The sequence below is a fragment of the Megasphaera cerevisiae DSM 20462 genome (assembly GCF_001045675.1).
In the GTDB taxonomy this organism is placed as follows: domain Bacteria; phylum Bacillota; class Negativicutes; order Veillonellales; family Megasphaeraceae; genus Megasphaera; species Megasphaera cerevisiae.
The window spans coordinates 1-1,279 of sequence record NZ_LEKT01000119.1; the positions used below are offsets into that span (position 1 = coordinate 1).

Here is a 1,279-nt window from a genome sequence, read left to right on the forward strand (position 1 = left end):
AGATAGGACCGAACACGTCCTTCAGCGCTATCTGCATGTCTTCCTGCGTCTTCGGCTGGTATTGTTCCATGATGAGCTTGGCGATTGCCTGGCCTTTCTCACTCGGGTTTCTACGTTTCTTCATCAGTGCTGTACTCAATTCCTTTCAACCTGCTTTCTGATAGTGTACCGCACCTCGACAAAAAAATGAAGTGCGTAAGTTAGTAAATTGGTTACCGGTAACTTACACACTTCATTTTACACTCCCTTGTGCTTAGTTTTCAAATCATTTAGAATACAATTATTATGAGCTGATGCATTTCGAATATGTTTTATATCTAGAAACATGTAAAATTCATCCTGCATTTGCTTGTCAAATCCTTTTAAATAGCCCTTATTATCATCTTGTAAAAGAAACCTATCTGCACAAAATTTATAGAACGAAATAAACGAACCAAATGTTATTAATTCTAAAAAGGCCCACACAGGAATTTTTTCGTGATATTTTTCATAAATATCTCTGCAATATACACTTTTTTCAGTTCGCTCAATTTCACGTATTAAATGACGGTGATTTTCCTCATTAGATGTTTTCAAATGTTCCACATAGTCGTAAACAATAGAATATCCATCTTCATTTGTGGCTAGCGTTATTCGTTTTAATAGCTTTACCTTGGCAAAGTGTTCGATGCATAAAACTATTTCCAATAGCAACATTCGAAGGCGCGTGTCAATTACTGCTAGATCGATCAAATATGAAAAATCTAAATCTAAATATTTCTCTTTATTAACATCTTTATTAAAATTTTTGCGATATGAACTCAATTTGAACAAATTATTATTTTCCATTAAGTACTCTATGGCTTCTGATTCAGACAATTTGTTAATAGTGATACCCTTATTTTTGAGATGTAGTAACTGTCTTGAATAATTTAGTTTTGATTTATATTTACACATATGTCCTCGCTGAAACCCCATATAGTAAGAACGTCGATTTTTAATGTCGTAACGTACTAGTAGCTATGCTATAATTTTACCATGTCCTGATGCTAGCAGGATGCGGGATTTCTAACATTAGAATAATAATTAATATTTTATTTTTTCAGTGGTCTCATGCCAGCCAGCAGGAAACCCAAGCTTTGTAAGAATTTGATTGGCAGAAATGGTTTTTAAACGATTAGCTAAGTGACGAGTTTCTTTTCGTATTTTATTATGTAAAGTTCCATATTCACTGATACTTAGGAAACATTGAAGTGTAATAAGTACAGAAAATACCGTTCTTCGATCAGAGCTTGCGTCA

The 1,279-nt window shown here is 33.8% G+C and carries 2 protein-coding genes; both read right to left on the minus strand.

Translation table 11 applies throughout. The features are described 5' to 3' along the window. Nucleotides 1-237: 237 nt before the first annotated feature. A complete protein-coding gene (locus AB840_RS15260; RefSeq protein ID WP_048515669.1) occupies nucleotides 238-936 on the minus strand; it encodes an Abi family protein in 699 nt (232 codons plus the stop codon). A 129-nt stretch (nucleotides 937-1,065) separates the two neighbouring features. Further along, the coding region (locus tag AB840_RS17980; RefSeq protein WP_048514729.1) for a hypothetical protein at nucleotides 1,066-1,279 on the minus strand (214 nt) is incomplete at its 5' end.